General features: G+C 66.0%; 25 protein-coding genes, 1 tRNA gene and 1 pseudogene. 15 read left to right on the forward strand and 12 right to left on the reverse strand.

Annotated elements, in window-relative coordinates:
• Window positions 1-38 precede the first annotated feature (38 nt).
• Genes AWC12_RS11065 through AWC12_RS11075 form a run of 3 tightly spaced genes read right to left on the reverse strand, consistent with a single transcriptional unit; the run spans window position 39 to window position 1,930 of the window.
• Window positions 39-671 (reverse strand): maleylpyruvate isomerase family mycothiol-dependent enzyme, encoded by a 633-nt coding sequence (locus AWC12_RS11065; protein ID WP_085174287.1) that lies wholly within the window; start codon window positions 669-671, stop codon window positions 39-41.
• 36 nt (window positions 672-707) lie between these two features.
• On the reverse strand, window positions 708-1,406 hold the full coding sequence (locus AWC12_RS11070) for a GntR family transcriptional regulator (RefSeq protein WP_085174289.1): 699 nt from the start codon (window positions 1,404-1,406) through the stop codon (window positions 708-710).
• Window positions 1,403-1,930 carry an HD domain-containing protein gene (locus AWC12_RS11075; protein WP_085174291.1) on the reverse strand — a complete coding sequence of 176 codons (528 nt, stop codon included), beginning with the start codon at window positions 1,928-1,930 and terminating at the stop codon, window positions 1,403-1,405. The genes AWC12_RS11070 and AWC12_RS11075 overlap by 4 nt, the downstream gene beginning before the upstream one ends.
• Before the next feature lie 110 nt (window positions 1,931-2,040).
• Between AWC12_RS11075 and AWC12_RS11080 the strand changes: the two genes are divergently transcribed.
• From AWC12_RS11080 to AWC12_RS11105, 6 genes are read left to right on the forward strand one after another with little or no spacing between them, the layout of a single operon-like run.
• Window positions 2,041-3,156 carry a TIGR03364 family FAD-dependent oxidoreductase gene (locus AWC12_RS11080; RefSeq protein ID WP_085174293.1) on the forward strand — a complete coding sequence of 372 codons (1,116 nt, stop codon included), beginning with the start codon at window positions 2,041-2,043 and terminating at the stop codon, window positions 3,154-3,156.
• A 2-nt stretch (window positions 3,157-3,158) separates the two neighbouring features.
• Window positions 3,159-3,842 (forward strand): phosphonatase-like hydrolase, encoded by a 684-nt coding sequence (locus AWC12_RS11085; protein WP_085174295.1) that lies wholly within the window; start codon window positions 3,159-3,161, stop codon window positions 3,840-3,842.
• Between the two features lie 2 nt (window positions 3,843-3,844).
• Window positions 3,845-4,885 carry a 2-aminoethylphosphonate ABC transporter substrate-binding protein gene (locus AWC12_RS11090; protein ID WP_085174297.1) on the forward strand — a complete coding sequence of 347 codons (1,041 nt, stop codon included), beginning with the start codon at window positions 3,845-3,847 and terminating at the stop codon, window positions 4,883-4,885.
• A gap of 1 nt (window position 4,886) precedes the next feature.
• On the forward strand, window positions 4,887-6,056 hold the full coding sequence (locus AWC12_RS11095) for an ABC transporter ATP-binding protein (protein ID WP_085174299.1): 1,170 nt from the start codon (window positions 4,887-4,889) through the stop codon (window positions 6,054-6,056).
• Window positions 6,053-6,949 carry a 2-aminoethylphosphonate ABC transporter permease subunit gene (locus tag AWC12_RS11100; protein ID WP_085174301.1) on the forward strand — a complete coding sequence of 299 codons (897 nt, stop codon included), beginning with the start codon at window positions 6,053-6,055 and terminating at the stop codon, window positions 6,947-6,949. The genes AWC12_RS11095 and AWC12_RS11100 overlap by 4 nt, the downstream gene beginning before the upstream one ends.
• Window positions 6,924-7,721, forward strand: coding sequence for an ABC transporter permease (locus AWC12_RS11105; RefSeq protein ID WP_085174303.1), 798 nt, complete (start codon window positions 6,924-6,926; stop codon window positions 7,719-7,721). Before AWC12_RS11100 ends, AWC12_RS11105 begins: the two co-directional genes overlap by 26 nt.
• Window positions 7,722-7,740: 19 nt before the next feature.
• On the opposite strand, the gene AWC12_RS11110 is transcribed toward AWC12_RS11105, so the two are convergent.
• The gene (locus AWC12_RS11110) at window positions 7,741-8,010 is read right to left on the reverse strand and encodes a YdeI/OmpD-associated family protein (RefSeq protein WP_024448774.1); all 270 of its coding nucleotides are present in this window, start codon (window positions 8,008-8,010) and stop codon (window positions 7,741-7,743) included.
• A 77-nt stretch (window positions 8,011-8,087) separates the two neighbouring features.
• Between AWC12_RS11110 and AWC12_RS11115 the strand changes: the two genes are divergently transcribed.
• The gene (locus AWC12_RS11115; protein WP_085174305.1) at window positions 8,088-9,965 is read left to right on the forward strand and encodes an alpha/beta hydrolase; all 1,878 of its coding nucleotides are present in this window, start codon (window positions 8,088-8,090) and stop codon (window positions 9,963-9,965) included.
• Between the two features lie 7 nt (window positions 9,966-9,972).
• Window positions 9,973-10,530 (forward strand): lipoprotein LppJ family protein, encoded by a 558-nt coding sequence (locus AWC12_RS11120; protein ID WP_234813964.1) that lies wholly within the window; start codon window positions 9,973-9,975, stop codon window positions 10,528-10,530.
• Here AWC12_RS11120 and AWC12_RS30825 read toward each other — a convergent pair.
• Window positions 10,527-10,727, reverse strand: a complete 201-nt coding sequence (locus AWC12_RS30825) for a hypothetical protein (RefSeq protein WP_133057328.1) — start codon at window positions 10,725-10,727, stop codon at window positions 10,527-10,529. The two genes, AWC12_RS11120 and AWC12_RS30825, sit on opposite strands and share 4 nt — an antisense overlap.
• 212 nt (window positions 10,728-10,939) lie before the next feature.
• Here AWC12_RS30825 and AWC12_RS11125 point away from each other — a divergent pair, with 212 nt between their 5' ends.
• Window positions 10,940-11,323 carry a hypothetical protein gene (locus tag AWC12_RS11125; protein ID WP_133057329.1) on the forward strand — a complete coding sequence of 128 codons (384 nt, stop codon included), beginning with the start codon at window positions 10,940-10,942 and terminating at the stop codon, window positions 11,321-11,323.
• A 269-nt stretch (window positions 11,324-11,592) separates the two neighbouring features.
• Window positions 11,593-13,797, forward strand: coding sequence for a S9 family peptidase (locus AWC12_RS11130; protein ID WP_337360670.1), 2,205 nt, complete (start codon window positions 11,593-11,595; stop codon window positions 13,795-13,797).
• Here AWC12_RS11130 and AWC12_RS11135 read toward each other — a convergent pair.
• Together AWC12_RS11135 and AWC12_RS11140 are read right to left on the reverse strand one after the other, a co-directional pair.
• On the reverse strand, window positions 13,748-14,506 hold the full coding sequence (locus tag AWC12_RS11135) for a helix-turn-helix domain-containing protein (protein WP_024448769.1): 759 nt from the start codon (window positions 14,504-14,506) through the stop codon (window positions 13,748-13,750). The two genes, AWC12_RS11130 and AWC12_RS11135, sit on opposite strands and share 50 nt — an antisense overlap.
• 191 nt (window positions 14,507-14,697) lie before the next feature.
• Window positions 14,698-15,444 (reverse strand): SDR family oxidoreductase, encoded by a 747-nt coding sequence (locus tag AWC12_RS11140; RefSeq protein WP_024448768.1) that lies wholly within the window; start codon window positions 15,442-15,444, stop codon window positions 14,698-14,700.
• A gap of 262 nt (window positions 15,445-15,706) precedes the next feature.
• On the opposite strand from AWC12_RS11140, the gene AWC12_RS11145 reads away from it, so the two are divergent.
• Window positions 15,707-16,690 (forward strand): MOSC domain-containing protein, encoded by a 984-nt coding sequence (locus AWC12_RS11145; protein WP_110808617.1) that lies wholly within the window; start codon window positions 15,707-15,709, stop codon window positions 16,688-16,690.
• Between the two features lie 491 nt (window positions 16,691-17,181).
• On the opposite strand, the gene AWC12_RS11150 is transcribed toward AWC12_RS11145, so the two are convergent.
• Entirely contained in the window at window positions 17,182-17,838 is a 657-nt protein-coding gene (locus tag AWC12_RS11150) for a TetR/AcrR family transcriptional regulator (protein ID WP_337360669.1), read from the reverse strand.
• Window positions 17,817-18,083: a hypothetical protein gene (locus AWC12_RS31065; RefSeq protein WP_165762794.1), complete on the reverse strand. Its 267-nt coding sequence runs from the start codon at window positions 18,081-18,083 to the stop codon at window positions 17,817-17,819. Before AWC12_RS31065 ends, AWC12_RS11150 begins: the two co-directional genes overlap by 22 nt.
• Between AWC12_RS31065 and AWC12_RS31600 the strand changes: the two genes are divergently transcribed.
• The 3 genes from AWC12_RS31600 to AWC12_RS11160 all read left to right on the forward strand — a co-directional run bounded on the left by AWC12_RS31600 (window position 18,012) and on the right by AWC12_RS11160 (window position 19,704).
• Entirely contained in the window at window positions 18,012-18,188 is a 177-nt protein-coding gene (locus AWC12_RS31600) for an NAD(P)-binding domain-containing protein (RefSeq protein WP_234813969.1), read from the forward strand. The genes AWC12_RS31065 and AWC12_RS31600 overlap by 72 nt on opposite strands.
• 4 nt (window positions 18,189-18,192) lie before the next feature.
• Window positions 18,193-18,609, forward strand: a complete 417-nt coding sequence (locus tag AWC12_RS11155; protein ID WP_234813970.1) for an NADPH-dependent F420 reductase — start codon at window positions 18,193-18,195, stop codon at window positions 18,607-18,609.
• Window positions 18,610-18,756: 147 nt separating this feature from the next.
• Window positions 18,757-19,704 (forward strand): alcohol dehydrogenase catalytic domain-containing protein, encoded by a 948-nt coding sequence (locus AWC12_RS11160; RefSeq protein WP_207576412.1) that lies wholly within the window; start codon window positions 18,757-18,759, stop codon window positions 19,702-19,704.
• A gap of 160 nt (window positions 19,705-19,864) precedes the next feature.
• Here the strand turns inward: AWC12_RS11160 and AWC12_RS11165 are convergent, their stop codons facing one another.
• Window positions 19,865-20,527 (reverse strand): histidine phosphatase family protein, encoded by a 663-nt coding sequence (locus tag AWC12_RS11165; RefSeq protein ID WP_085174310.1) that lies wholly within the window; start codon window positions 20,525-20,527, stop codon window positions 19,865-19,867.
• A gap of 78 nt (window positions 20,528-20,605) precedes the next feature.
• Window positions 20,606-21,127, reverse strand: coding sequence for an AAA family ATPase (locus AWC12_RS11170; RefSeq protein ID WP_085174312.1), 522 nt, complete (start codon window positions 21,125-21,127; stop codon window positions 20,606-20,608).
• Between the two features lie 227 nt (window positions 21,128-21,354).
• Here AWC12_RS11170 and AWC12_RS32035 point away from each other — a divergent pair.
• A pseudogene (locus AWC12_RS32035) lies at window positions 21,355-21,528 on the forward strand (GNAT family N-acetyltransferase); the annotation flags it as partial.
• Between the two features lie 132 nt (window positions 21,529-21,660).
• Here the strand turns inward: AWC12_RS32035 and AWC12_RS11175 are convergent.
• A tRNA-Leu gene (locus AWC12_RS11175) sits at window positions 21,661-21,746 on the reverse strand.
• Window positions 21,747-21,796: the final 50 nt, after the last annotated feature.

A 21,796-nucleotide genomic window follows, 5' to 3' on the forward strand; every position in this document is an offset into this window, starting at 1 on the left:
CCCGAACGATCTGCCGTCATGCGAACGCCGGTCAGATGTCAGACCTCGGTAAGGCGCGATGTCCCAGGACCGTCGAAGGCCTGCGCGCCGACACCCCTGCCCGACACCGCCAACAGCAGGTCGATGGCGCGGGCGCGGACCTCGTCCCCGGAACCCGTCGCGAATTCACAGTCCGTCGCCACGAGACGAACACCTTCGACCCGCTCGCGGCCGCCGCCCATCGCCACAGTTGTCTTGACCTGATAGGTCAGCGCGGCGGTGACGGCCGCGCAGTCGTAGCTGGCTGTGATGCCGAGGGGACGACGGATGTCCTCGCCGTGCACGATGGCCTCCACCAGCCGGGTGGGTCGCGGCGCGAGCGGAGTCAACGTCAGCGGGACCACGGCGCGAAGTGCCTCGACCGTGTCCCCCGGGTCGGTCTGCCGCTCGCGCCGGATACCGAAGGCATTGTCCCCATCGAAGTCAAAGCGCGCGAACAGCATTCGGCGCGCGAATCCGATGCGTGATGTCTTCGCCGTGTCGACCAGGTGCGCGAGCACGTCGTGCACGTCCCACCCCGGGCACAGCGACGGAGTCGTCCAAGCCTCGTCCGGCAGCGTCGCCAGGTCGTCGGCGAGTCGCGCCCGCTCGCGGTGAACGAATGACCACACCTGGGCCTTGCTGAGCTTCATGCCGATAGGACTCGCGCGACGCGCAAATGTCATCGGTCAGCGGTCGGTGAGCACCGCTTCGAATGCCACCCGGTCGCCGCGGTAGAGCGCGCGCACCACCTCGATCGGCGCACCGTCCGCGTCGAGGGATCGGCGGTTGAGGAGCAGCATCGGCATCGCGGTCGTCGACTCGAGTAAGCCCGCTTCCCGGGGTGACGGCAGGACCGTCTCGATGCGCTCGGTTGCCGTGCCGAACTCCACCCCCCTGGCCCGGAGAGCTGCGTAGAGCGACCTCGTCGGATCGAAGTCGTCGCTCAAGTCCGCGAACCTGTGCAGCGGAAGATAAGTGCTCTCCAGCCCGATGCGCGCGCCGTCGGCGAGCAGGATGCGCTCCAGGTGCATCACCCGTGAGGACGCCGAGACCTCAAGAGCAGCAGCGACTTCCGCGTCGACGCTGACGTTCTCCCACGTCACCAGCAGCCGGCCCGGCGCCCGGCCCATGCGCTGCGCGCCCTCGGTGTACGACTTCAGTGACAGCGGTTGGACGAGCTTGGGTCGCGACACCACGGTGCCCCGGCCGCGGCGTTCGATGCGGCCCTCGACGAGCAGTTCGTGCACCGCCTGGCGGACGGTCTCGCGCGCGACGCCGAAACGCGCTGCCAGTTCCCGTTCCGGAGGAAACCGATCCCCTTCACGCAGACCGTCGAGAATCTCGTCCAGTCGGGTGCGAACGAGATAGGGCTTCGGAACGTTCACCTGGCGAGCTTTGCCGCGATCACCAGCACGACGACCAGTGGCGCGCCGGCCGCGGCGGGGTCCTTGGCGGCGTCGTCGTAACGGCGCAGCCGCAACGCATCCTCACACCACGGATGGTCGGCGAACTCGGGGTCGACACGCGGGCCGCCCTGCTCTGCCAGCGACGCCACCGACGTCGGAGTCAGCGCGGCCGCATACTCGGGATCCACCGCGGCGAGGTGCCGTTTGGCGGCCACGTGCGCCCATGCCAACCACCCCACCCGCGCCCCGAACCTCGGCACGATCCAATCCCGCGCCAGCCCGGAATGGTCAGCGATTCCGGGTCTTCCAAGAAGCGGGCTGTGGCCGATGTCGTGCAGCGCTGCCGCCAACACCAGTTCGTCGTCGGCGCCGTCTTCCAGGGCGCGGGCCGCCGATTGCAGCGCGTGGTCCCATTCGTCGACGGCCTCTTCATCCCACACACCGCGCAGAGATTTCAGCACCGCCGCTGTCTCGGCACGGACCACTTCGGCTCGTGATGGCATGCGCCAAACCATACCCCCAATTGGTCTATACCAATTGTTAACCGGCTGTTCCCACGGCCCACATCACGTGCTTGCGGCACGGACGCTCGCGCGGAGTTATCTCAGCGCCCATGCGGGTCACGATCATCGGCGCCGGCATCCTCGGAACCGCCCACGCGTGGCAAGCAGTCCGGCGGGGCCACGACGTCGTCCACCTCGAGCGCGAAGCCGAGCCGCGCGGCGCCACCGTACGCAACTTCGGACTGGTCTGGGTATCGGGCCGCTCGTCGGGCGAACTGGACGCCAGCCTGCGCTCACGAATCCTGTGGGAAGAGATTGGCACCGAGGTGCCCGCGATCGGCTTTCGACCGTGCGGATCGCTGACGCTGTTGCGCACCCCCGCCGAAGTCGCTGTCGCGGAGGAGGTTTGCAGCCGGGCCGACGCCGGGCGGCGCGGCTTCCGCCTCCTCGAACCCGGCGCCGCGCGGGCCGTCAATCCCGTCCTGCGGGGCAAGTTCGTCGCCGCCCTGCACTGCGCGCGCGACGGCGCTGTCGAGTCGCGCCAGGCCCTACCCGCGATCCGCGCCGTCCTCGGCGCCACCGGGCGCTATACGTTCGTCCCCGGCGCCGAGGCCCGCGACGTCGACGGGACACGTGTGCGTGACGACCGCGGCAACACCTACGACGCCGATGTCGTGATCGTCTGCGCCGGAGCTACCCATAGCGGATTGGTTCGTGATCTCGCCGGTGAGATTCCGGTACGCAGGGTGCGCCTGCAGATGATGCAGACCGCCCCCCTCGACGAACAGCTGACCACCGCGATCGCCGACGGTGACAGCCTGCGCTACTACCCCGCCTATGCAAGCAATGCGTTGGACTCGTTGCAGCGCAATGAGAATCAGAACCCGGTGGCCCACGAGCACCGCATGCAACTGTTGTGCGTGCAGCGCCTCCACGGAGGCCTCACCATCGGCGACACCCACGAGTACGCCGAGCCGTTCGCCTTCGACGTGACAGAGGCGCCCTACACCTACCTGACGGGCGTCGTCGAGGAACTGCTGGGGCGTCGCCTGCCCCCGATCCGGCAGCGGTGGGCCGGCGTCTACAGCCAGTGCGTCGACCCCGGCCGGTTGGCCTACCGGGCCGAAGTCGCCTCCGGAGTTTGGGTCGTGACAGGACCAGGCGGGCGCGGCATGACGCTGGGCCCGGTCATCGGTGAACACACCGCCAACGAGATCGGATTGTGAGCATGCAGGACAGCGGAATTCAATTAGCAGTCGTCGACATGGCGGGCACTACCGTCGCCGACGACGGCCTCGTCGTCGAGGCCTTCGAGGCCGCCGCCGAAGCTGGCGGACTTCCTCCGAGCGGGCCGCAGCGCGAGCATGCGCGCCAATACGTTCTGGACACCATGGGACAGTCCAAGATCACGGTGTTCCGCGCTCTGTTCGACGACGACGACACCGCACAGCGCGCCAACGCCGCGTTCGAAGAGTCCTACGCTTCGCTGATCGCCGCCGGGCGTGCCGAACCGATTACCGGTGCGGCGGAGTCACTTTCACGGCTTCGCGCAGGCGGGATCAAAGTCGCTCTGACCACCGGCTTCTCGCCCGACACGCAAGGCAAACTGATCTCCGCGCTCGGCTGGCACGACATCGCTGACCTCGTTCTCGCGCCCGGTGACGGCGTCCGCGGCCGCCCGTACCCCGACCTGATCCTCACCGCCCTGCTACGGATCGGCGCCGACAGTGTGCGGTCCGTCGCCGCCCTGGGCGACACCGCAAGCGACATCGAGAGTGCACTGCGGGCCGGATGTGCCATCGCCGCAGGCACTCTCACCGGCGCCCACGACGAGCGCCAACTGGTCGCCGCCGGCGCCACCCACATCGTCACCTCCGTATCCGACTTCGCTGACCTCCTCCTGAAAGGCTGACCATGAAACTCCGTAAGACACTGTCGGTGATTGCCGTCGCCGCCGTAGCCACCCTGTCCGCCGCCTGCGGCGGAACCGGATCGTCGGGCTCCGGTGACGGCACGACACTCACCGTGTACAGCGCCGACGGCCTGGCCGGCTGGTATGAGCCGACGTTCAAGAAATTCACCGAAGAGACCGGTATCAACGTCAATTTGGTGGAAGCCGGTTCGGGCGAGGTCGTTTCGCGTGTCGAGAAGGAGCAGTCCAATCCGCAGGCTGACCTGCTGGTGACCCTGCCGCCCTTCATCCAGCGGGCCGCGCAGTCCAACCTGCTGCAGCCCAGCGGCGCCGACACCAGTGGGATGGCCGAAGATCAGGTCGGCCCCGAAGGCACGTTCGTGCCGATCGTCGACAACGCACTCAGCTTCATCGTCAACCCGGGCGCCAACCCCCCGCCCGTCACGTGGGACGACCTGCTCAAACCCGAGTTCAAGGGCAAGCTGCAGTACTCGACGCCCGGCCAGGCCGGCGACGGCACCGCCGTGCTCGTCCTGCTCCAGCATCTGCTCGGCAAGCCCGGCGCCCTCGAGTATCTGAAGGCGTTGCAGGCCAACAACGTCGGACCCTCGTCGTCGACCGGCAAGCTGCAGCCCAAGGTGAGCAACGGCGAACTGCTGGTCGCCAACGGCGACGTGCAGATGAATCTCGCGTCGATCAAGGACGACGGCTCCACATTCGAGATCTTCATTCCGGCCGGCGCCGACGGGAAGCGCACCAGCATCTCGCTGCCCTACGTGGCCGGCGTGACCGCGGGTGCCCCGCACGCCGAGGACGCAAAGAAGCTCCTGGCCTTCCTGATCTCCGAGGACATCCAGAAGACGGTTGAGCCCGACGCACTCGGAATCCCGGTCCTCGAATCGCTCAAGGGCTCGGGGTCCACGGCGCCGAATACGCCGATGGCGGTGCTGGACGGAGTCGACGTCTGGGTGCCGGACTGGGACGCCGTGCTCGCCGACCTTGACGCCGACCTCGCCGAATACCAGAAGGCCACCGGTAGCTGACATGGCCGAGACACGGGTCACCCCCGCGAGTCAGCGGCTTCAACCGACAGCGGCCGAGCCCGGCACTGCGGCAATTCTTTTCGACCGCGTCGGAGTCTCCTACGGCCGCGGAAAGAAGGGCACGCACGCGCTCATCGACTTCAACCTGAGGGTGGCACCGGGCGAGACCGTCGCGCTGCTGGGCCCCAGCGGATCCGGCAAGTCAACGGCTTTGAACGCGCTCGCGGGGTTTGTCCGACCGACGTCGGGGCGGGTGCGACTCGCAGGCCGCGACGTCACCGACCTTCCGCCCGCGCGTCGCGGCATCGGCGTCGTACTGCAGTCCTACGCCCTGTTCCCGCACATGTCGGTCGCCGACAACGTCGCGTTCGGACTGCACGCCCACAAGGTGGCCCGCCGCGAGATCACCCCGCGAGTCAACGAAGTGCTGGACATGGTCGGTATGTCGGGCTTCCAGAAGCGGTTGCCCCGTGAGCTTTCCGGCGGACAGCAGCAGCGCGTCGCGATCGCCCGCGCCTTGGCGATCCGGCCGTCCGTCCTGCTGCTCGACGAGCCGCTCGCCGCGCTCGACGCCCAGCTGCGCCAGTCGATGCTGGCGGAGCTGCAGCGACTCAAAGAGGCTCTGCCCGACACCGCGATGCTCTATGTCACCCATGACCAGGCCGAGGCGCTGGCGTTGGCGGACCGCATCGTGGTGATGAACGACGCGCGCCTGATGGATGTCGACACCGCGGAGAACCTGTGGAAGCGACCACCGACGAGCTTCACGGCGGCGTTTCTCGGCGGGGCGAACCTGTTGCCCTGCGAGGTGGGCCGGGTGATCGGCAACTCCGCGCTGGTCAAAGTTGGCTCCCGCACCGTCAATGCCGAAGCGCCGCAGCCCGCGTTCGGTCATGCCGACTGGGCTCCTGGGTCGCAGGCGCTGCTGTGCGTGCGACCGCACGCGATGCAGGTGGTGTCGACACGTGAGCGGGATGCGTTGCAGGCGAACGTGAACGCCGCGGTGTGGCGCGGAGCGGTGACCCGGCTGGTCCTTGCCGTCGAGTCACTTCCCGACATCCTCGTCGACGTCGACGTACCGGGTCACACGCCGTTCGAAATCGGCAGCGTCGTCGGGTTGCGACTCCCCGAACCCGCCGGTGTGTTGGTGTCGCCGGGCACCGCGGCATGACAGGTCTTCTCGAGCGACCCGAAACGACACCTCCGCCGTCGACCACCGCCGCCCCGCGGTCGAGGGCTTGGCTGTGGGTACTGCCGCCGCTGCTGCTGGTTCTGCTTGTCGTGCTCTACCCGTTGGTCCGGGTGTTCATGGAATCGTCGGCGGACGGCTCCTGGGGCGAGGTCCTCGGTTCCGAGATGTTCCGCGACGCGCTGTGGCGCACGGTCGCCATCGCAGCGACATCCACACTCGGCTGCCTCATCCTCGGCACCTTCCTGGCCATCGTGCTCGCTTTCGTCCCATTCCCGGGCTCGGCCGTCGTCGGCCGCCTGATCGATACGGTGCTGGCGTTGCCGTCGTTCCTCATCACCCTGGCGTTCACGTTCCTCTACGGGAGTGCCGGTGCGATCAACGCGGCGATCTCGGCCATCACTGGCTCAAGCTCACCGATGCTGGACTTCCTCTACACGCCCGCCGGCGTCATCACCGCCGAGATCACCTTCTTCACACCGTTCGTGGTGCGGCCACTGCTCGCCGCGTTCTCTCTGATCCCCCAGTCGCAGCTGAACGTCGCTGCGAGCCTGGGTGCCTCGCCGTGGAGGGTGCTCAGAGCGGTCATCCTGCCCGAAGCTTGGCCCGCGCTGGCCGCCGGTGGCAGCCTCGTTCTGCTGTTGACGCTCAACGAATTCGGCATCGTGTTGTTCACCGGAGCCAAAGGCGTCATCACCTTGCCGGTGCTGATCTACACGCGTGGCATCGTCACGTTCGACCTGCCCGGCGCCGCGGTGATTGCGACCGTCCAGGTTCTCCTTTCGCTCGCGCTGTACGGCCTTTACCGGGTGGTCTTTGCCCGGTTGACGACCCGAAGGGGGGTTGGCGATGCTGCTGTGGAGCCGCCGAAGTAGAGGGGTGACCCTGGCGGTCTTCGGGATCGTCGTGCTGGTGGTGTTCATGCTGCCGCTCGGTACCGTCCTGCTGGCCGGGCTCGCGGGTTCGTGGACCGGGCCTCTGCCCTCCGACCTGGGCTTCGCCCGGTTCGGTGACGCACTGTCCGGCCAGGATCTCGCCAGCCTCTCGGTGAGCCTTCAAACCGCCTTCCTCGCAGGAGGTTTCGCACTGGTCGTCGGCACCTGGGCGGCACTTGCCGCGCGAGAAGCCCCCGACTGGCTGCGCCGCATCACCGATGCGGTGTTTCATCTGCCCATCGCGGTGCCGTCCGTCGCGATCGGTTTGGGGCTGCTCATTGCATTCAACTCGAAACCGTTGCTGCTCGGCGGGACTCGCTGGATCGTGATCCTCGCCCACGCCGTCCTGGTGATGGCGTTCGCCTTCAGTGCCGTCTCCGCCGCGCTGGACCGCCTCGACCCCGCCTACCGGCAGGCGGCCGAGTCGCTCGGAGCGAGCCCCGCGCGAGTGCTGATCCGGGTCACGCTGCCGCTGCTTCTGCCCGCCCTCGGTGCGGCAGCCGGGCTCGCCGTTGCCCTGTCGATGGGTGAGCTGGGCGCTACCGTGATGGTCTATCCCGCGACGTGGAAGACGCTGCCGGTCACCATCTTCGGGCTGACCGATCGCGGCCAGGTGTTCCAGGCAGCCGCCAGCACCACGCTGCTGCTCACGGTGACGCTGGTGTCGTTGATCGTGCTGGGACGGATCCGCGGGCGCGCCGCGCTGCGCTAGCCGGTGACAACGCCGACGGTTAGGCCTTGCCGGTACGTTCGCGGTGCTTGCAGCCTGGCCAGCAGCACGGGCGGCGCATACCCTCTTCCAACTCCTCCTGAGTGCGCCGAATCCGTCGTTCTCGGGTCTTGTCCTGCTTGGCGTCCTCCACCCAGCAGATGAACTCGTTGCGCGCCAGCGGCGTGATGTCCTTCCACGCGGCCAGCGCGTCCGCATTGCCTGCCAGCGCGGTGCGCAGATCGGCGGGCAGCTTGTGTACCACGCCCCCGGGGATCTGCTGGCCGCCCATGCGGTCAGCCTAGCCCCACCCCCGCCGACACCCGTCCCCCATATGGAACGATCAACAGTGCCGCTGAGGGAGGGAACTTGTCGGTATCGATTTCGACGGTGCGGGAATCGCAGCCCGACAGGCTTGTCGACGCTGCCGATGTCATGCGCGGCAAGCACTCCGAGCTGCAGGCCGTCATCACCGGCGGCCGCGAGATGCTGTCCTTGCTGCAAGACCGCTGGTCGGGAGATGCCGCGACCGCTGCCCTCGACAGGGGTCTCGACGACATCGCCAAACAGGAGCGGATCGCCCGCCGCTTGCTGAACCTGGAGTCCGCCCTGCGCAATGGTGGTCTGCAGATGGGTGCGCTGCGCGATGCGCTCCTGGATCTGGTGGCGACGACCGAGCGCTTCGGGTTCGCGGTGGCCGACGACGGCACCGTGACGCCGGAGCAGTGGCTGGTCGGCGACTTGCTCAAAGGCATCGCCGAGAAACTCAGCACCTTTCTCAAAGAGATGCTGCGGCTGTTCACCGACCTCGACGAGAACACCGCCTCGGCGATCGACCAGGCCGCCGGCGTCGACATCCCCAATCCACCGGTCGAGGTCGGCGGACAGCTCCTCCAGATCCCATCACCAGACACCGACCCTGCCGACGTCAAGGCGTGGTGGGACTCGCTCAGCGAGCAACAACAGCAGGAGCTGATCGCAGAGCATCCGCCAATCCTCGGCAATCTCAACGGGATTCCCGCCGAGGCCCGCGATCCCATCAATGTGGCGGTGATGGATGACGACCTCGATCGCGTGGAGAGCGCCGCCAGGTCCAACAACGTATCCGCCGACGAGGTGGCCGCCAACCCCGGACGGTACGGGCTGTCCGAGAACGACATCACGCGCTACCAGAACGCGAAGAAGACCCAGGAGGGCCTGATCCACCAGATGACCGGGTCCAACGAGCTCAAGGGTCCAGACGGACAGCCGCGTCGCTACAGTGACGTCACCGCCGAGGAGCGGATGCGTGAGAACTGGCGTCCTACGATGCTGTGGGCCTACGACCCGCAGGCCTTCGACGGCAAGGGGCGCGCGGCCGTTGCGATCGGCAACCCCGACAAGGCAGTGAACACCGCCGTCATCGTTCCGGGCACCAGCGCCAGCGTCCGCGACGGCTGGCTCTCCGACGGCCACAACGACGCCATCAACCTTTACGACGAATCGCTGGCGGCGGCACCGCGAGAGCCCACAGCGGTCATCTCCTGGATGGGCTACGACACCCCGGAGAGCTTCACCGATCCGAACATCGCCAACACCGGCCTCGCCCGTGCCGGAGGGGATGCGCTGGCGTGGGATGTCAACAGCCTTAACGTGACTCACGAATCCGGCGTGCCGCAGCACGTCACCGTCGCCGGGCACTCCTACGGCTCGACCACCGTCGCGGACGCGTTCGCCAACAGTGGCTTGCAGGCCAACGATGCCATCCTGCTGGGCAGCCCGGGCACCGACGTCGCACAGAATGCGGGCGATTTCAACGTCGACGGCGGCCAGGTCTACATCGGCGACGCGTCCACCGATCCCGTCGGCTGGCTCGGACAGATGGGCAACACTCTGCCCGACGAACTCAACGACTCGCTCGGCAACATGATCGGGCCGTCGGCAGGACTAGGCGCCGACCCGGCGTTCGAAGACTTCGGCGCGACACGCTTCCGGGCCGAGGTGCCCGGCGCGGACATGATCGACCCCTCCGACCACTCGTATTACTACACCTCCGGCAGCGAGTCGCTGCGGAGCATGACTCAGATCGTCGTCGGTAACGGCGACGGCCTCGGCGATCTGGGCCTGCTGGCCGAGCACCGCACGGAGCTGACGGTCTCCACCCCGCAGAACGTCGACATGCCGATCATCGGGGAAGTCCCGTTGCCGCATCTTTCCGTCGAGACGCCGATGATCTACGACCCGGAATGGGACCGGCCAGGACAATGAGTTTCCAATGACGACGATGCCCGTGAACAACCGCCGCGCCAGGCGCCGCACCGCGGCGCTGCTGGTCCTACTCGCCACCGCGCTTCCCGCGACAGGAGGATGTTCGGAGATGATCCCGTTCAAGCGAGACCGGCCGGAGCCGACCCCGATCTCCGACGAGGAGTCGCGCGCCCAGGTGGTCGACGCCGCCAAAGCCATCACGCAGGCGGCGAATCTGGACATCGCCTATGCGAGTTACGGCTGGGAGTGGTGCAACGACCAGGGCGATCCGCCCTACCGGAGCCGCGTCGATCTCGCGTTCGTGGTTCCGCCTGGCACCGACAACGTGGACATGGCCAAGGAGGTCGCCTCGAAGGTCGCGGGGGTGCCGGGCTGGGAGGCGGGCACCCCGCCCGGGATCCACACCGCCGGCGACGCCGTCCACCAAGGCAATGTGTGGGCGGTGATCGGGCCGGGCAACTACCCCGAGCGCGGCGGCGTCCGAATTTTCGGGGAGTGCCGCAACATGAACGACCACCGCCAGGGCGGGGGCGTGGAGATCACCGACGAAGTTCGCGGCGGCTAGCAGGGGATGGGGATGCCGGTGAACATGTCGTTCCCGCATACCGTGCGGTCCGACCCCGCCGGCGGGTTCGCACCGTCCCAGAGATTGCTGTGCTCGAGGCTGTAGGAGCCGTCCAGGCTCTGGGAGGGCGCGTTGCCCATTCCGGGGTCGACCTCCTGACGACCTAAAGTCTCGCCACCCCACCCGGTTCGGTACATGCGGTGTTCGCCTCATTTATGCCGGCCGGCGCGCCATTGGGGCGGGCGTCCGCGGACCGCTGGGGGCTAACCCCGGAGAAATCAGATAGTCCACTACGCAATCGTCTCGCGTTGTGCCGCCTTAGGTTTCTGTCAGCTGACCGGGGGGCCAGCCGTTCCTGAGTTGAGTGCGGGAGCTGACAGATTCATCAATGAGAAAGAAGGACAACGTCATGGCTGTGAAACAACAACTTGCACAACAGGCGAAGGTGCTCGGCATCGTCGCCGCCGCGATGGCTGCCGGCGCGCCGGTGCAGGCCTTCGCGGCTCCGGCACTGCCGTACGGCCCCGACACGTGTATCCAAGGACTGGTGTGGCGGGAAGCGCGCCCTGGCGACACCGTCTGCGTGTCGCCGGGGTTCCGGGCTCGCACTGCGGCGGAGAATGCCGCCCCATACGCCAACAAGGTTCCGGCAAGCATCAACTGTGTCTCCGGCTTCGTCTGGCGTGAGGCGTTCGACGGAGACATCATCTGCGTGACACCGGACATCCGCCAGCAGAACTGGAACGCCAACGCCGCGGCGCAGAGCAACTTCCAGCGCAACCAGCCGAGTTAGGATCCGGCCTTCGAGGTAGCGGCGCCGCCGATCGAACAAAAGAGGTCACGGACCGTTTCTGGTCCGTGACCTCTTCGTGTGGTGGACGGTTCATGTGCGTTGGTCGGGCGACAGGGAATCAGCACAGCTTGTCCCGACGCGGCCGGTTCCGCGCGAGCGTTGACTGTGCCGTTACGTCCTGCTGTTCCATTGTGGCTGTGAATTCCGATGCCACCGCGGCCCCCCACGAAACGATCTTGACCGCCGCCGACTACGCCCGCGCTGAGCAGATGCTGGCACCGTACCGGGCACGCCGCGTGCCCGGAGCATCAATACAGCCTCAGTGGCTTCCGGACGGCCACCGTTTCTGGTATCAGGTCGAGTCTCGCTTCGTAATGGTGGATCCGCGCCACGGCAGCAGAGGCGACGCGTTCGACCACGACCGCTTGGCCGCGGCGTTGTCCTTGGCTTCCGGTCATGCGGTCAGCGTGGACGATCTTCCGATCAGCGCCGTCGAGTTCGGCGGCGACGGGATGGTCGGCTTCACCGCGTTCGGATCACGGTGGGTGTGGTCGCCCGGCGCCGGCACCTGCGAACGGGCCGACACCGGCGAGCGCGCGCTGCCCTGGGAGGTGGAATCGCCCGACAAGTCGTGGGTGGCTTTTCGCCGCGACGGCAACATCTGGGTCCGATCCCGTGACGGTGAGCAGGAATTCGCGCTCACCGACGACGCCGAACCGCACTTCGAATACGGCGGGATGGCCGATGCGACCGGCGGGCGAGCGCTGATGCGGGTGCTCGGGCTGCCGCCCCTGTTCGCCGTGCAGTGGTCACCGGACTCGACACGGATCCTGGCCCAGCGCATCGATCAGCGTGGCCTGCCCGAGCTGGTGCTGGTCGAATCATCTCCGCCCGACGGCGGCAGGCCGGTCGAGCACCGCACCCGCTACACCATGCCGGGCGAGGAGGCGCAGGCGATGTTGACCTGGAATGTCCTCCACGTGGCGGACCGCACCGTGGTCCGACAGGCCGAACCCACCGTTGTCATGCACGGCACCGCCGTCATGTACGCCTGGTGGACCGGCATATCGGGGGACGCGGTGCACTTCCTGAACCATTCCCGCGACGCCCGCACGCTGGAGCTGCGCCGCCTGGACCCGGCCACCGGAGCCGTCACCACCCTGATCAGCGAATCCGGTGAGACGCGGGTGGACCCGACGCCGCAGCTGGGAGAACCAACGATGACTCGGGTGCTGGACTCCGGTGAGATCGTGTGGTGGTCGCAGCGCGATGGCTGGGGCCATCTCTATCTCTATTCGCCCGACGGACAACAGGTCCGGCAGATCACCAGCGGGCAGTGGCAGGTGCGCAAGGTGCTCTGGGTCGACGAGAAGCGCCGGCAGGTGTGGTTCGTCGCTGCCGGCCTCGTCGCCGACGATCCCTATGTACGCCAGATCTGCCGAATCGGGCTCGACGGCCGGGGATTCGTGCGACTCACCGAGGACGACACCCTCGACCACGACGCGGTCAGTCCGGACGGCGGCGGCTACTTCGTTCAACGAGCATCCGCGCCCCACCGCCCTCCGCATACGGTGGTACGCGACGGGGACGGCCAACTCCTGGTCGAACTCGAGGCGCCGACCGCCACAGCGCTGGAGGAACAGGGCTGGAGCCCGCCGGAGCGGTTCAGCACCACCGCCGCCGACGGCAGAACCCGCATCTACGGATTGCTCTGGCGTCCACACGGTTTCGATCCACAACGCCGCTACCCTGTCATCGAGCACATCTATCCAGGCCCGCAGATCTGGAACGCGGGGGCCGCATTCGACTCACCGCACGTCGGCCAACCCGAGGCGCTGGCAGCGCTGGGTTTCGCTGTGGTGGTGATCGACGGACGCGGAACCGCCGGGCGCAGCAAAGCCTTTCACGACCACTCCTACCGCGACATGGGCAACGCAGGCGCCCTCGACGACCGCGTCGCCGCGATTCGCGAACTGGGCCGGCGCCACAGCTGGTTGGACACCGAGCGCGTCGGGATAACGGGTCTATCGGCCGGTGCCTTCGCCGCCGCCAGGGCATTGCTCACGTACCCGGACTTCTACCGGGTTGCGGTCGCGGTGTCGGGCAACCACGACAACACCGTCAACCTGGCCATGTGGGCCGAGCAATACCACGGCGATCTCAGCGACGACGGCAAGAAGACGATCTCCAACACTTACCTGGCCGCCGAACTGCAGGGCAAGCTGTTGCTGATCCACGGCGAGCTCGACGACAACGCCCATCCCTATCAGACGATGCGCCTGGCGCACGCACTCATCCAGGCGGACAAGGACTTCGATCTGATCCTCATTCCGGGCGGCGAACACGCGCTGATCGGCTACCAGCACTACGCCTACCGACGCACCTGGGACTACTTTGTGGCCCACCTCCACGGGACCGAACCGCCTAGCTACCGCCTGGCCCCGTTGCCGCTTCCGCAGTGGTCGCTCGGATGATGTCGCGGCTGCGGCGCAGCACGTCGAGCTGCGCTTCGGTATAGAGCTCCTGCATGGCCTCGTTGATGGCCCTGCCGGCGAATTGCGCCCCGCCGGGGGCGTCGGCGCGCGACTCCGCGAGCCCCGGATGTGCCTCGCGCACCGACAGCAGGTAGGGCACCAGGCGTTCTGCGAGGTCCTCGCGGGTGCGCTCGTCGGCGTCGGAGGCCAGATCATCGAACTCGCAGGCCACGGGGTCGTCCGGGGCGTTCTCCAGCAGGTGGGCGTAGACCTGCCGGCCCCGGGGACCCAGCACCCGCGACAACAGAACGACGAGAGAGCGGTCGGCCTCGGACAGTTTGGCGACCGCGTGCGGTGACACGAATTCCGTCGGCAGGTCGGTCGGTGCCTTCTGATCCAGGATCTGACGCACCTCGGTGCGTGCCTGCTGCAGCTGCTCGATGGTCGCGGCCAGCTCATCGTCGAGGGCGCGCAGTTCGGCGGCCGGGTGGTCGTCGGCATCGCCCATCGCGGCGATCTGGGAAAGTGAGAAGCCCAAGTCGACAAGACGTTTGATACGCACGAGGCGGACCAGATGTGTCACCCCGTATTGCTTATAGCCGTTGGTCCGGCGTTCGGGCTCGGCGAGAAGGCCGACGTCGTGGTAGTGCCGCACCGCCCGCAGGCTGGTACCGGACAGCGCGGCGATCTCACGGGTGCTCCAGGCCATGGTTTCCATTCTGATCAACGGCGGCATGCGGCTGTGCCGTCGCGGTCCCGGTGTATGCCACAGTGGGTACACGGGGCGTTCGTCGCCGATCTAGCTTCCGAGCACGATGCCCCCGCCGACATCCTCGCCGTTGTTCACGAGGGTCTGTTGCGCGAGGGCACCTTGCCGCATCCCGACCTCAGATGGACGAGCTAAACCTGGTTCATCCCGCCGTCGACGAAGATCTCCGCACCTGTCATGAAGCTGCTCGCATCGGAGCCGAGGAACACCGCCACGGCGGCCAGTTCGGCAGGATCACCGATTCGCTTCATCGGGTTGGTTGCCAGGCCGTCGAAGAACTCCTGCCGCTGGTCTTCGTCAGGCACCAGTTCGGTGAGTCCCTCGGTCAGGATGGGACCGGGTACGACCGTGTTGACCCGGAAGCCACGGTCGCCCAACTCGGTGGCCCAGGTGCGGCCGAAGGACCGGATGGCAGCCTTTGCCGCGGCGTAGGCGCCGAATGCCGGGGTCCCCCTGGTGGCCGCTGTGGAGCCGGAAAGAACGATCGAGGCACCGGGATTGAGTAGTGGCAGCATTTTCTGCACGGTGAACACTGTCCCGCCCACGTTGCGGTTGAACGTGTCGATGAGGTGTTCGGGGGTCTCTTCCTCCAGCGTGGCGAACTCGCCACTGCCGGCGTTGGTAAAGACGATGTCGAGGCCGGCGCCTGCGTCACGGATGACCCCAACCAGTCGGTCCAGATCCTCGGTGCTGGTGACGTCGCTGGCAACACCGACGACACCGGAACCCAGAGACGCTGCGGCGGCGTCGACGCGCTGTTGGGTACGCCCGGTGATGAACACCTTGGCGCCCTCGTCGACGAAGGCGCGCGCCGCCGCGTAACCGATGCCGGATGTGCCGCCGGTGATCAGTGCTGTTTTCCCCTCAAGCTGAGCCATCTTGCCCTCCTGTTGTCGAAAACGCTTGTTGCGTCTCATGTCCGACAACTAGGTGACATGTCACTTTATTCCGAGGCTTGTCGCGCTCGATCGGGCGAAAAGCAGGAGTACATCGAGCGGGCGTGGCGCAATGTCGCACCCCCATCGATGCTGAGGCGCCATCTTCAACTCGAGGAGGCGCATGAACGTCGCAGCTGTGATGTGCACACTTGTTAAGGTCTTTTCACCGACGGGCGTCCGACCGGAAAAGCAGGTGGTAGCGATGGAGATCGCGCAATTGTGGCGCTTCCCCGTCAAATCGATGGGCGGGAGTTCGGTCGACCGGGTGCGGATCGATCGTCGGGGCGCTCACGCCGATCGGCTGTGGGCAGTCCGCGACGTCGAGCGCGGTGTCACCGCCTCAGCGCGGCGAGTTCCGGCTCTGCTGGGCTGCATGGCGCGCTACACGACCGAGCCCGCGGCCGATGCGGGTCCGGGCAACGTGCCGGTTGTCGTCGTGACGTTCCCGGACGGCCGCGACCTGGCCAGTGACGACCCGGCGATCCACGACGCGCTCTCCGAGCTCGTCGGCAGGCCGATGCGTCTGGTGGCGCTGCCTCCCGTCGGGGACACCAGTCAACACCGGATGACGGTATCGGACTCGTTGGCCAACTTTCGAGCATCACAGGTGCGCAAGGACTTTGGCCTTGGCGAGACCGAGGCGCTCCCCGATACGTCGGTTTTCTCGACGAAGGACATCGTCACGCTGGCCCGGTTCTCCACACCGCCGGGCGCGTTCTACGACCTCAGCCCCGTGCATCTGATGACCACCGCGAGCCTGCGTGACCTGGCGCCAGACGACCAGGGCTACGACGTCCGCAGGTTTCGCCCCAACGTGCTCGTCGATGCCGGCGATGTCCCGCATAGGTTCCCCGAAACCGCTTGGGTGGGCGGCGACTTGGAGATTGGACCGGTTCGGCTGCACGTGACGATTCCGACGATCCGGTGCGTGGTTCCCACCAGACCGCAACCCGGTGTCGAACTCGACAAGGGCATCACCAGGCAGCTGGCCGACCGCACGAACCGGTTCCTCGGCGTGTACGCCGACGTGAAAAGTCCCGGCGTGGTCAGCGTCGGCGACGAGGTTCGGGTGCACCTCGCCAAGCCGCCCAGCGCGCTGCGCCGCGTCGCGACGGCCGTCAACACGTCGGCGACGAGGGGCGTGCAGCGCCTATTGGAGGCGACGGTCCTGCGCGAGAAGGATTGATTCGCCTGCAGTTCTCCGAGGCCAACGAGGCGGGTGCAGCGACGCGGTGTGCCGTAGCGACGACTGGGATGCGCCGCGGCGATGAGTGACCGCCAATTGCCTGTAATCATTGACCTCGCCCGAGTTGTCGGCGAATAGCGCGTGAGAGTCGTTCGGACAAAAGGTAACTCAGCCACTTCGAGACGACGGACGTGAGTCGAAGTAGCGCTCTCGCTGCCGGCCGATAGAACTTCAACGAGGAGGTCCACGGACCTCAGCCGGTGATTACTTGCGAACCGTGGCTGTGTTCAGCGGAGATCCGAGGTACGCGAACCCTCGTCGCGCTGCCGGTTCTGTTCGCGGGCCGAGCCTCAGCAGGGTGGCCAGCCACCATCGGGATAGCGCACTCATCCTTTGTGACGGCAATCTACCGAGTTGTCGACGGGCCGAACCTCATTCAGCTGAAGTGAGCTCGTCTGTGCTTGAGCTGTGCGGGATCGCTGTCCATCGAGTCAACGGCGCTTGAGCTCTCTGCTGTTTGCGGCGAGCACTTCATCGGACAATTCGGGATCAGCCCGGGCGATTGCGCGGGCGATGATTTGTGCGCCGACCAACTGGCTGAACAATGCGATGGCCTGATCCCGCGCCCTACGCGCATCGAGCTTGGCGTCGGTCTGCTTCGCGCTGCCCCGGAGCAGGGCGGTGATGGCGGTGAGGTAACCGTGCAAGCCGCGCCTGTACTCGTTTTGGGCTTGAAGACCGTGCCGTCCAGTGTCGACAGCTAGAGCCGCGGAAGCGCACCCCGCTTCGGGGTGGTCGCGGTGGTAGGTACTCAGGTAGCTGTCGATGATGGCGTTCAGGGCCGCCCGACTTGAGCGAGGGTGGGCTCCGATTAGATCGTCGACCGACCCAAGAGAGGCCGTGAAGCCCTGGTTGAGGACTTGCAGGGCAAGCTCTTCCTTCGAAGAGAAGTGATTGTAGAACCCACCGTGCGTCATTCCTGCCGTTTTCATCAACTCGTCGATGCCCACCCCATCGATCCCGCGGGCCCTAAACGCTTGACCGGCAGCAGCCAAGATGCGCTCGCGGTTGCGTTCCTTCTGCTCTCGCGAAATTCGAGGCAACTGGAAACTCCTCCCCGCCGGGACTATTGGATCATCACGCGGCAAGACAATCGATGGTGGCCGTCATCAAATGTGATACTAGCCCACTCCTGCAGGCCGGTTTCGACGACTTTTGACCGCCACGCGCCGTGGTCGGCTTGACAGTTTTTAATGACGCATGACAGCATTGGGCTATTGATGTGGGGCGTCATCAAAATGATAGAGAGGCGGTGCGGGTCATGAACTTTGGAACCATCGGCGCCGGCACCATCGCGCAGGCCCTCGCGCGGCATCTGGTGACCGCCGGTCACCGCGTGATGTTGAGTAACAGTCGCGGTCCGTCCACCCTGGGAGGTCGTTGCCAATCTGGGCCCGCTGACCTCGGCAGGCACGGTGGCGCAAGCCGCGAAGGGTGACATGGTGTTTCTCACGGTCATGTGGCCGGACATCGCAGCCGCCCTGGTTGACCTGCCCCCGTGGGAAGGACGCATCCTGGTCGATTGCACCAACCAGTTCGCGCGGCTGGACCCGATACAGGTTGCCGATCTCGGTGACCAGACCGGGAGCGAGTGGGTCGCCAACCTCGTGCCAGATGCGCGGGTGATCAAGGCATTCAACACGCTATTCGCCGAATACATTGCGCCAAACCCGCGCCACCCCGCCGGGCGTCAGGTGGTGTTCTACGCCGGCGACGACGCCGCAGCGAAGGCGACCTTTCGCGAATTGGTCGATGGTTTGGGTTTCGCTCCGGTCGACGTCGGGGCCCTGCGCGACGGCGGCCGACTGATGCAGGTCGGTGGCCCGCTGTCGGCCCTGCACATCCTCAAACAGGACTGACCGGCGTCTGGTCCCCGCCGCGCACCGCAAGACCCCTCAACCATCGGAACACCACGACCTCACCGACGACAGAGGCGAAGCTCGAGAACCGGAGGCGCCATGAAGGCACTGGCTTACGCGCGAGCACACTCGTTGGGAGCGTTCGCTATGCATCTGGCAGAGGTGGATGACCCGCGGCTTCGTGAGGGCGACTTGCTGATCGAGATCCATGCGATCGGCGTGAACCCCGGCGAGGCGATGATCCGTTCGCAACGCAGCGCCGAGCCGGGCGGACAGGTAATCCTGGGCTGGGAATTCGCGGGCGTGGTGATCAAGACCGGTATCGCGGCGAACGGGTTCACGGTGGGTGATCGGGTGATGGGTACCGGCGATGTCACTCGCGACGGATGCTGGGCTGAAAAGCTGGCCGTGGACCATCGAGTGGTCACCAAGATCCCCGACCAGCTTTCTTTCACCGACGCCGCATCGTTGCCCATCGGCATTCTGACCAGCTGGGAGGCGATGTTCCGGGATCAGCCAGGCCTGTCGCCGGGAGTGGACCGGGTTCTGGTCGTCGGCGGCGCCGGCGGGGTTGGGTCGTTGGCGGTGCAGCTGCTCAAGGCCAGAACCTCAGCGTTTGTCATCAGCACAGCCTCCCGTCAGCAGTCGCGGGACTGGTGTCGCGCAATGGGCGCCGATCTGGTGGTCGACCACACCGCAGATGTCTGTGAGCAACTGAATCAGGCCGGGATCCATCAGGTCGACATGGTGCTATCCACCGCCGCGACCGCGACCAACCTCGCCTGGATCGGCGCACTGCTGCGGCCCTTCGGTCACTTGTCGGCCATCGACCTCAACGCGCCGATCGACCTCGCACCGCTCATTCAGAAATCCGTATCGCTGCACACCGAAATGGTCTTCAGCCAGATCAGCGGCGGCACAGACCCCAGCAACCAAGGCCGAATTCTGCAGATCATCAGTGAATATGTCCTCAGCGGCCAGGTGCGTCCGATTGTCACGACCCGACTCACGGGCCTGACCGTGCACAACATGAAGATCGCCCACTCGCTGCTCGAAAGCCACCACACCATCGGCAAGATCGTCATCGAAACATGAACAGCGGCAACGACTCCGCACTCGGAACACGCGCCGCGGCCGAATCCCAACCGTTGCAGGGTTGCATCCGAATGTGCATGCGATGAGACTCGCGTCCGCAGCGAGCTAGCGAACTGTGGATCAGTAACGTTGCCATTAAGCCCGAACAGAATTCATAGGCTTATTCGGATAGAACCGGTGATGCTGATCCGGTGGGCTCGAAATGTTGAGTGTCAGCGAGTGAAGCCACCTGCCGATTACGGAAATAGTCGTCCTGGCGCAGGGTGGTGATGCTGCCGGGGGTTGATCGAAAGTTCGCGTAGCCCAGCGACTCCGGAGGCATCTGTATCCACGCTGCGATCACGAAGGTGAGTGTGAACCCATGTGTCACAATCACTTGGTACTCGGCGGGGTTCGCGGTGATGGATTCCATCGCTGAATACACCCGCGCCGCGAAATCGCGCTTCGTCTCGGCTCCCGGTATGCCCTCGTCGTGGTTGAGCCGGTCACCGTCAGCTGGCGGGGGAACAAAGCGCTCATCGAGCCAGCGTTGAGGGCGTCCTTCTGCTGTGCCATAGGACTTTTCCCGCAGGCGACGGTCCAGTGCTACGACAGATTCAACAGCATTGCGGATCTGCTCAGCGGTACGTCGGGCACGCAGTAAATCCGACGAGACAATGTCCGTGGTGACCCCGGCCGGGATCTGTTCACGTATCCATCGTGCGATCGACACCGCGTCGGCCAAGCCCTTCGCGGTCAAGTCTGAGTCATACCAGCCGCCGACTAAGCCGTCCTGGTGATGGGTGGCTTCCGGATGGGTCACTACGTAGATCGTCTTGCCCACGCCTTACCGTAGCGAGCCCAACCGTCCAAAGGCTGGGCCATCGCAGATCGATAAAGTCGAGCTCGATCACATCCTGTCTCAAGTCTTGACGGCGTCGACGATGGTTGCGGCGACTTGGTCGGCGTTCCTGCCTAGGGTGTCGATGACGTGGGCCTCGGCGTGTAGCCAGGTCCGCGCCGCCTCGGCGTACACCGGCAGATGGTCGAGACGAAACGACGAGGGGCCCATCTCGATGTCGCCCTCGATCCGTTGGCGAAGTGTGTCCTGGTCGGCGTGAAGAACAAAGTGTCGCACCGGAATTCCATAGTTGGTGAGTCCTGAGTGGATTTCTCGCCAGTACTGCTCGATGAGCACCGTCATGGGTATCACCAGGGTGCCCGCGGTGTATTCGAGGACCCGGCGAGCGGTCTCCACCACAAGTGGCCTCCAGGGCGGCCAGTGCTGGAAATTGTCGGTTTCGGGAAGCCCAGGTGTGATGTCCATCAAGACTTCACCGACCGTCTCGGCGTCGAAAACCCGCGAGTCTGGCAGCAGCCTTTGCACCAAAGCGCTGGTTGTCGTCTTACCGGCACCGTGGGTGCCGTTGATCCACACAATCACACACCGACATTAAGCCCACTGTCGATCACGCGGGCCAGACGTTCGCCCTGGTAAAACAGGGTGTGAGCTGCACGCGGCGTCTGCCAAAACCCGGAAATGACACCTCCGCCTCGGGCTCCTCCGCGCAGCGACTCCTGACGATGAATAGTCCGTCGTCGAGATGGCCCGCTACGCCTGGCTTTCGAAGACCGGCTCATTCGGCACCGGACGACAACGAGGTGATGGAGATGCTCCCGCCCCTTGCGCTGCGACGCCGCGGGTGGGCCGCTCCAGAGCTACGCATCGCCGTTGCACCGGGGCACCGCGGTGCCGGGATCGGAGGCATGTTGCTCGACGCCCTCTTGGCTGATCTCGCCGAAGATCACGCCTGGGTGCTCGGACTCTCCGCCGCGAGAGCATCTAACCGGGCCTCTTTTGGTGCTCATCCCGCCCGAGCCCTAGGTCACGCGGTTCAGCATTTGCCCGCCAAACACAAAAGTCACGAACCATTTCTGGTTCGTGACCTTAGCGCCTGGAGTTCGTGGAACTCCTCGTGGTGGGCGAAGGGGGACTTGAACCCCCACGTCCCGAAGGACACTGGCACCTGAAGCCAGCGCGTCTGCCATTCCGCCACTCGCCCGAAACAACCGGGGGAGCCTATCACGCAGGCAACCCCACTTCCCAACCGTA

Source organism: Mycolicibacterium iranicum, from assembly GCF_002101705.1.
Taxonomy (GTDB): Bacteria; Actinomycetota; Actinomycetes; order Mycobacteriales; family Mycobacteriaceae; genus Mycobacterium; species Mycobacterium iranicum.

What these genes read in the sequence shown, in the direction of transcription:
- AWC12_RS11100 (WP_085174301.1), top strand. Translation starts at nt 6,053, where the DNA reads ATGACAGGTCTTCTCGAGCGACCCGAAACGACACCTCCGCCGTCGACC.
- AWC12_RS11080 (WP_085174293.1), top strand. Translation starts at nt 2,041, where the DNA reads ATGCGGGTCACGATCATCGGCGCCGGCATCCTCGGAACCGCCCACGCG.
- AWC12_RS11130 (WP_337360670.1), top strand. Translation starts at nt 11,593, where the DNA reads ATGCTGGCACCGTACCGGGCACGCCGCGTGCCCGGAGCATCAATACAG.
- AWC12_RS11135 (WP_024448769.1), bottom strand. Translation starts at nt 14,506, where the DNA reads ATGGCCTGGAGCACCCGTGAGATCGCCGCGCTGTCCGGTACCAGCCTG.
- AWC12_RS11125 (WP_133057329.1), top strand. Translation starts at nt 10,940, where the DNA reads ATGGCTGTGAAACAACAACTTGCACAACAGGCGAAGGTGCTCGGCATC.
- AWC12_RS11145 (WP_110808617.1), top strand. Translation starts at nt 15,707, where the DNA reads ATGGAGATCGCGCAATTGTGGCGCTTCCCCGTCAAATCGATGGGCGGG.
- AWC12_RS31600 (WP_234813969.1), top strand. Translation starts at nt 18,012, where the DNA reads ATGAACTTTGGAACCATCGGCGCCGGCACCATCGCGCAGGCCCTCGCG.
- AWC12_RS11095 (WP_085174299.1), top strand. Translation starts at nt 4,887, where the DNA reads ATGGCCGAGACACGGGTCACCCCCGCGAGTCAGCGGCTTCAACCGACA.
- AWC12_RS30825 (WP_133057328.1), bottom strand. Translation starts at nt 10,727, where the DNA reads ATGTACCGAACCGGGTGGGGTGGCGAGACTTTAGGTCGTCAGGAGGTC.
- AWC12_RS11065 (WP_085174287.1), bottom strand. Translation starts at nt 671, where the DNA reads ATGAAGCTCAGCAAGGCCCAGGTGTGGTCATTCGTTCACCGCGAGCGG.
- AWC12_RS11090 (WP_085174297.1), top strand. Translation starts at nt 3,845, where the DNA reads ATGAAACTCCGTAAGACACTGTCGGTGATTGCCGTCGCCGCCGTAGCC.
- AWC12_RS11105 (WP_085174303.1), top strand. Translation starts at nt 6,924, where the DNA reads ATGCTGCTGTGGAGCCGCCGAAGTAGAGGGGTGACCCTGGCGGTCTTC.
- AWC12_RS11075 (WP_085174291.1), bottom strand. Translation starts at nt 1,930, where the DNA reads ATGCCATCACGAGCCGAAGTGGTCCGTGCCGAGACAGCGGCGGTGCTG.
- AWC12_RS11120 (WP_234813964.1), top strand. Translation starts at nt 9,973, where the DNA reads ATGACGACGATGCCCGTGAACAACCGCCGCGCCAGGCGCCGCACCGCG.
- AWC12_RS11140 (WP_024448768.1), bottom strand. Translation starts at nt 15,444, where the DNA reads ATGGCTCAGCTTGAGGGGAAAACAGCACTGATCACCGGCGGCACATCC.
- AWC12_RS11160 (WP_207576412.1), top strand. Translation starts at nt 18,757, where the DNA reads ATGCATCTGGCAGAGGTGGATGACCCGCGGCTTCGTGAGGGCGACTTG.
- AWC12_RS11085 (WP_085174295.1), top strand. Translation starts at nt 3,159, where the DNA reads ATGCAGGACAGCGGAATTCAATTAGCAGTCGTCGACATGGCGGGCACT.
- AWC12_RS11110 (WP_024448774.1), bottom strand. Translation starts at nt 8,010, where the DNA reads ATGGGCGGCCAGCAGATCCCCGGGGGCGTGGTACACAAGCTGCCCGCC.